Below are 6,125 nucleotides of genomic sequence, written 5' to 3'. Positions count from 1 at the left end.
CCTCCGGCCCGGCGGCGTCGTCCGCCGCGAGCAGCAGGCGGAGGTGCGGGGCCGACTCCGGGCGCTCGGCGAGCCGCCTCCGGGCCGCCCGCAGCGCTCGGGGCGTCGCCGTCGAGAGCACCACCGCTCGGACCACCGGGTCGCGGAACGCACGGCCGCCCGCCGTCAGGATCCCCGCCTGCACCAGGGCGCTGTCCCCGTCTCCGAGGGCCGACCCGATGCTCTCCGGGAACTCGGCGCCCGCCACCGCGGCGACCAGGAGCGCCTCCCGGCTCGGCTCCGACAGCGGAGCCAGCAGATCGAGCACCCGGGTCTCGGCCTGCTCGAGTCGCGGGTAGACCGGGAAGGGCGAGGGAGCGTCCTCGTCGGCCCAGGCCAGCCCGAGTACGTCGAGGAGCAGCGGATTCCCCTCCGCGACCCGCAGCAGGCGCGCCTCGACGGCGAGCGGCCGGCGGCCGCCGTGGGTGCGCAGGAAGCCGCGGGCCGCCTCCGCGTCGAGGGGCTCCGTGCGACGGTGCCGGAGGCCCTCCCAGCCGGCGAGGACGCGACGGTCGCCGGTGGCGAGGAGGCAGGCGGCACCGACCTCGTCCACCAGCCGGGTCACCAGGGCCTGGAGGGTCTCGCGGGCGGCGACGTCGAACCGCTCCCAGTCGTCGACGACGATCAGGAAGCCGGGGTCGCAGGGCGAGGCGGAGGAGTCGCGCACCCGCTGCAGACGGCCGATCAGCGTGGCGAACAGCGCGAGCGAGGACGCGCCGATCACGGCGTCGCCCCGGTCCGGCCGCACCTCCACGACCTCGCAGCCGGCGGCGCGAGCGGTGGCCGCGGCGGAGCGCAGCATGTGCGTCCGGCCCGAGCCGATCCCGCCCTCGACCACCAGGAGCCGCTCCCGCGCGGGCGACGCCGAGCTCAGCATCCGGACCACCACGTCCTCGGGTGCGCTCGGGCGCGCGGGCGGCGAGGAGAGTGCACTGATCGTCATCGCGACTCCTGAGGGACGGGTTCCGAGGACCCCATGCTGACCGCCGGGCGCGGGCGCGCTCTCCTCCCTCTGTCGGAACCCTCCGGAGCGCTCCCTCTGGCGAACCCTCCCGAGCGCCCGGCCCCCGATCGGCGCCGGGCAGGAGGCGCAGCAGGGCAGTGGGCCCCGCGGGCGCCCGACGATACTCTGTGTCCCACCGGACGACCGGTACGGCCCCACCCCCGCACGACCGCCGCTCGACCCGGCGGGTGATCCGATGGAGTCGCACGATGAGCTCTCGCAGCCCCCTCGCGGAGTTCCTCCGCGCTCGCCGGGCGGCGCTGCGGCCGGAGCAGGTCGGCGTGCCGACCGCGGGCACCCGGCGGCGGGTGCCGGGCCTGCGCCGCGAGGAGGTCGCCGACCGCGCCGGAATCAGCCGCGACTACTACCTCCGCGTCGAGCAGGGGCACGCGGTCGCCCCGTCCGACCAGGTGCTGAACGCCCTCGCCGAGGCGCTCGCCTTCGACGAGTTCGAGCGCGCCTACCTCTTCCGGCTGGCCCGGCTGCGCCCCGGCCCGTGCGATCCCGACTCCCCTCCGCCGGGCCAGGGCGTGGAGTCGCTGCTCGCCCACTGGCCGAGGACCCCGGCGTACGCGTTCGACCGCAACCTCGACGTCCTCGGCGCGAACGACCTGATGAGCCGTCTCGCCCCCGACAAGGGCGTGCCCGGCGCCAACATGCTGCTCTCCACGTCCCGCGGCTACGCGCGCGCCGAGGCGGACGGCGACCCGCCGGACCAGCTGCAGGCGTGGGGCCAGGTCTTCCGCGAGCTGATCGCCGCGCTGCGGTTCTACAGCGACCCCGACGATCCGCGGCTGCACGAGATCGTCGGCGAGTGCTCGGTCGAGAATCCGCTGTTCCGGTCGATCTGGGCCGAGTACCAGGTCCGCCCCTTCACCCACCGGTGGATCCGCGTCCACGTCGAGCCGTTCGGCTGGCTCGACCTCGAGATGCAGACCCTGGAGCTCGCCGGTGCTCCGGGCCGGTACGTCGTGACCTACCTCGCGGCAGCGGGGACTCCGGCGGCCGCGGCCGTCGACGTCCTCGCCTCGCTGCGGCCCGCTCCGGAGGCGGGCACCGCGCTGGCCGCCCCGGCCGGCGCCTGACGCGTGGCGGCGAGCCGGGCGAGCGCCTCGCGACCCGCCGCGTCACCCGCCTCGAACAGGAGCAGGAGGCGCGCGCCGTCCCGGACCAGCCGGTAGTCCATCGGAACAGAGCCGACCGCGGTGTCGAGGAACACGACCGACCCGCGTGCGTCGGCCTCCGCCCCGGCCGCCCACGAGTCCGCGAACCGGGGGCTCCTCGCCGAGAGCTCCCCGACGACCGTCAGGAACTCCCGGTCCCCCCGGTGCCGCTCGAGCGAGTCCCGGAGCATCGCCGCGACCTGGTCGGCGGCGGACCCCCAGCAGGGCAGGTCCTCGACCTCGGACGAGTCCAGGAAGGTGAAGCGGGCGATGCTCACTCCCGGGGCGAAGGCGGGCGAGAGCGCCCGCGCGAGCGGAGTCGCGGCCAGCACGCGCAGGTGCCGGTCCAGCAGCACCGCCGCCCTCCCCGCCCACGGCAGGAGCGCCGCCTCGTGATCCTCCGCCATGTCCCCGTCCCCTCCGCGCGTCCCTCCCTCAGCGCAGCGGAGTGATCCCCTGCGTCCCGGGCGGGAAGGTCGCCAGCACCTCCTCCGGGATGTTCAGGTGCTGCGCGACCAGCGACGGCGGCAGGTGGCTCAGCCACTGGGCGAGCGACACCTCCTCGTAGCGGGAGCTCTTGAAAGTCTCGATGTAGACCAGCGTGTCGTCGCCGGTGTTCTCCACGTAGTGGCCGAAGTTGCGGCGCACGACGCCCACGTCTCCGGCGTGGAAGTCGGTCGTGTTGGCGTGCGGGCCGGTGTTGAAGACGGTCATCCGAGCGGATCCGCGGAGGTAGTACTGCCACTCGTCGGCGTTGGGGTGCCAGTGCAGCTCGCGCATCGAGCCGGGCTCGACGGTCGTCAGCGCGGCCGAGACCGTGCGCGAGGCCGGGAAGTTCGTGCTGTCGGCGATCTGGATCCGGCCGCCGCTGTTCTGGTGCACGGGCTCCGAGCGGGAGAGCCGGAAGATCACCGCCTCGTCGCCGTCCTGCACCCCGGCCGCGGCCCGGTCAGCCTGGAGGTCGCCGGGCACGTCGCCCGGGAAGATCCAGAGGTCGTGCAGCGGGATGTCGCGGAAGACCTCCTGCGCGACGCCGAAGTTCTTCGCCAGCACGTCCGGCGGCGTGTGCGCGAACCAGTCGGTGAGCAGGAGCGTGTTGCTCTCGGACTGCTCGCCGTCGTCGAACGCGAGCACGAACTCCGCCCCGTCCGGGCCGAGGCCCTGCAGGGAGTGCGGCAGGCCGGGCGGGAAGTACCAGAGGTCCCCCTCCTGCACGTCGTCGACGCTGGGCCGGCCGGTGCGGCTGAGCGTGGTGATGCGGCAGTTCCCCTTGGTCATCAGCGCCCACTCGGCGCTCTGGTGCCAGTGCAGCTCGCGGATCCCGCCGGCCTCGAGGTACATGTTCACGCCGGCGATCTCGTTCGAGATCGCGAAGTCGGCCTGCGTGAGCTCGCGCGCCCAGCCTCCCCGCTGCACCCGCCGCGGCGAGATGTTGAAGGAGGACCAGAAGAACGGCTGCGTGCTGATGTCCGTCGCGGGCGCGGCGATCTGGTTCGGGAACAGTCCCTCCAGGACGCGGTTCTGCGGGCCGGTCATCGTGTTCGCCGAGGGATCGCCCTCGGTGTTCACGATCCCCTCCTGGGGGAGGTCCGGGTCTCCGAAACCGGGGGTCTCGTGGTGCGGAGCGGTGCTGTCGTCGGGTTCCACGGCGTTCTCCCTGCTGATCGTCCTGCGCGCCTGCGCTGCTCCGATCCCACCGCTCCGGCCCGGGCCGCACCACGGTCATCCGACTCGATCCGCGCCCCGACGACCGGCCCGGGTCAGCCGCCCAGGCCCTCGAGCACGTCCCGCGAGGGCACGAAGTAGACCCCGCCGGTCGTCGCGGTCGAGAAGTCGAGGAGGCGGTCGTGCCGGCCCGCGGGCACGCCGACGAACATCCGCGTCAGCATCGTCTCGATCACCGACAGGTCGGCGGCCAGGCCGAGGAAGTACGTGCCGAACTCGCCCCTGCCGGGCCGGCCGAAGGGCATGTTGTCGCGGAGGATGTCGTGCTCGGTCCCGCCGGCGTCGACCACGGTCGCGAGCCCCTTGTGCGAGAGCTGCGCCGGATCGTCCTCGCGCTCGACGTTGTCGGCCTTGCTCCGGCCGATGACCCGCTCCTGCTGCTCGGTGGTGAGCGCGTGCCAGGCCGTCAGGTCGTGCAGGTACTTCTGCACGACCAGGTAGCTGCCGCCCGCGAACGCCGCGTCCTCCGCGCCGATCAGCGCGACGCGGGGCAGCGCCTCGCCGGTCGGATTCTCGGTGCCGTCGACGAAGCCCAGCAGGTCGCGGTTGTCGAAGTAGCGGAAGCCGACCACCTCGTCGCGGACGACGACGTCCTCGCCGAGCGCGTCGAGCAGGAGGCGCTCGAACTCGAAGCAGGCGTCGTCCCGCTCCGCCCGGATGTGGAACAGGAGGTCGGTCTGCGTCGAGACGGCCGTGTGCGCCGCGCCGACCACCTCCCGGAACGGGTGCAGCTGCGCGGGGCGCCCCTCCCCGCCGAAGCGGTCCCACGCGTCGCTCCCGATCCCGACCAGGCAGGAGAGGCGCAGGCCCAGGTCGCGGAAGCCGACCGCGCGGAGGATCCCGCCCACGTCGGCGACGACGTCCCGCACGCGGTCCGCGGCGTCCTGCCCGCCGACGATGTCGAGCGAGAGGAAGACGGCGGACCGGCTGAGCGGAGCGACGACCGCCTGCGGCTCGATCGGGACGCGGTCCTCGACGGTCACCGGAGCACCGCCCGCTGGGGCGTCGTCGTCCTGCGCGTCGGCAGGGCCGTCGTCGTGGGCGTCGTCGTGGGCATCGCGACCTCCGATCCGCGCGCCGCGGGAGGGCGCGTCCGCCGCGATCCTGTCAGCGTCCGCGGTGCCGGTCACGAGTCATCCGACCCCACTCGGCGAGCGCGGCCGGCGGCCCCGGCACCGCCCGGGCGACCAGGTCTGGACGATCGTCGGAACATCTCCCCGCGCTCTTCAGGGAGCGCTCCCACGCCCCTATCGTGGAGCCGCTCCCCACCCTCATCCGGGGAGGCACCACCTTGGACACGACCCGGGCCGGGCTCGGGATCGACACGAGCACGGAGGTTCGAAGATGCCGTTTGTGACCACGGACGACGACGTCGAGATCTACTACAAGGACTGGGGCAGCACCGACGCGCAGCCCATCGTCTTCCACCACGGCTGGCCGCTGTCGTCCGACGACTGGGACGCGCAGATGCTGTTCTTCCACGCGCACGGCTACCGCGTCATCGCGACCGACCGCCGCGGGCACGGACGCTCGACCCAGGTCGGCACCGGACACGACATGGACCACTACGCCAGCGACGTGAACGCGGTCGTCGAGCACCTCGACCTGCGGAACGCGATCCACATCGGCCACTCCACTGGAGGCGGCCAGGTCGCGCGCTACGTCGCGAAGTACGGCGAGCCCCAGGGCCGCGTGGCCAAGGCCGTCCTCGTCTCGTCGGTCCCGCCGCTGATGGTGCAGACCGAGGCGAACCCCGAGGGCACGCCGATCTCGGTGTTCGACGGCTTCCGCGACGCTCTCGCGGCGAACCGCGCCGAGTTCTACCAGGCCGTGGCCTCCGGGCCCTTCTACGGCTTCAACCGCGAGGGGGTCGAGCTCTCGCAGCCCGTGGTCGACAACTGGTGGCGCCAGGGCATGACCGGATCCGCGCTCGCGCACTACGAGGGCATCAAGGCCTTCTCGGAGACGGACCAGACCGAGGACCTGAAGGCGATCACCGTCCCCGTCCTCGTCACCCAGGGCGACGACGACCAGGTCGTCCCCTACAAGGACGCCGCGCTCAAGCAGCACGAGCTGCTGCAGAACTCGACGCTCAAGATCTACGAGGGCTACCCGCACGGCATGCTGACCGTCCACGCGGACGTCATCAACCCCGACCTGCTGGCCTTCATCCAGGAGTAGCGCGGCACGCTCGC

The 6,125-nt window shown here is 73.4% G+C and carries 6 protein-coding genes; 2 read left to right on the top strand and 4 right to left on the bottom strand.

Annotation, left to right across the window (positions count from 1 at the left end; translation table 11 throughout):
- The coding region (locus tag C5C50_RS14230) for a hypothetical protein (RefSeq protein WP_219814106.1) at positions 1–982 on the bottom strand (982 nt) is incomplete at its 3' end.
- Positions 983–1,251: 269 nt separating this feature from the next.
- Between C5C50_RS14230 and C5C50_RS14225 the strand changes: the two genes are divergently transcribed.
- On the top strand, positions 1,252–2,127 hold the full coding sequence (locus tag C5C50_RS14225; RefSeq protein ID WP_104273733.1) for a helix-turn-helix domain-containing protein: 876 nt from the start codon (positions 1,252–1,254) through the stop codon (positions 2,125–2,127).
- Here the strand turns inward: C5C50_RS14225 and C5C50_RS14220 are convergent.
- From C5C50_RS14220 to C5C50_RS14210, 3 genes are all read right to left on the bottom strand, one after another.
- Positions 2,019–2,612 carry a hypothetical protein gene (locus C5C50_RS14220; RefSeq protein WP_104273732.1) on the bottom strand — a complete coding sequence of 198 codons (594 nt, stop codon included), beginning with the start codon at positions 2,610–2,612 and terminating at the stop codon, positions 2,019–2,021. The genes C5C50_RS14225 and C5C50_RS14220 overlap by 109 nt on opposite strands.
- 28 nt (positions 2,613–2,640) lie before the next feature.
- On the bottom strand, positions 2,641–3,852 hold the full coding sequence (locus C5C50_RS14215; RefSeq protein WP_258059808.1) for a cupin domain-containing protein: 1,212 nt from the start codon (positions 3,850–3,852) through the stop codon (positions 2,641–2,643).
- A gap of 113 nt (positions 3,853–3,965) precedes the next feature.
- Entirely contained in the window at positions 3,966–5,060 is a 1,095-nt protein-coding gene (locus C5C50_RS14210) for a Dyp-type peroxidase (protein WP_308471026.1), read from the bottom strand.
- Between the two features lie 214 nt (positions 5,061–5,274).
- Between C5C50_RS14210 and C5C50_RS14205 the strand changes: the two genes are divergently transcribed.
- On the top strand, positions 5,275–6,111 hold the full coding sequence (locus C5C50_RS14205; RefSeq protein ID WP_104224006.1) for an alpha/beta fold hydrolase: 837 nt from the start codon (positions 5,275–5,277) through the stop codon (positions 6,109–6,111).
- Positions 6,112–6,125: the final 14 nt, after the last annotated feature.

The sequence above is a fragment of the Rathayibacter sp. AY1D9 genome (assembly GCF_002932395.1).
In the GTDB taxonomy this organism is placed as follows: domain Bacteria; phylum Actinomycetota; class Actinomycetes; order Actinomycetales; family Microbacteriaceae; genus Rathayibacter.
The sequence above is the reverse complement of the archived record's forward strand: the minus strand, read 5'-3'. Positions and strand labels throughout refer to the sequence as shown.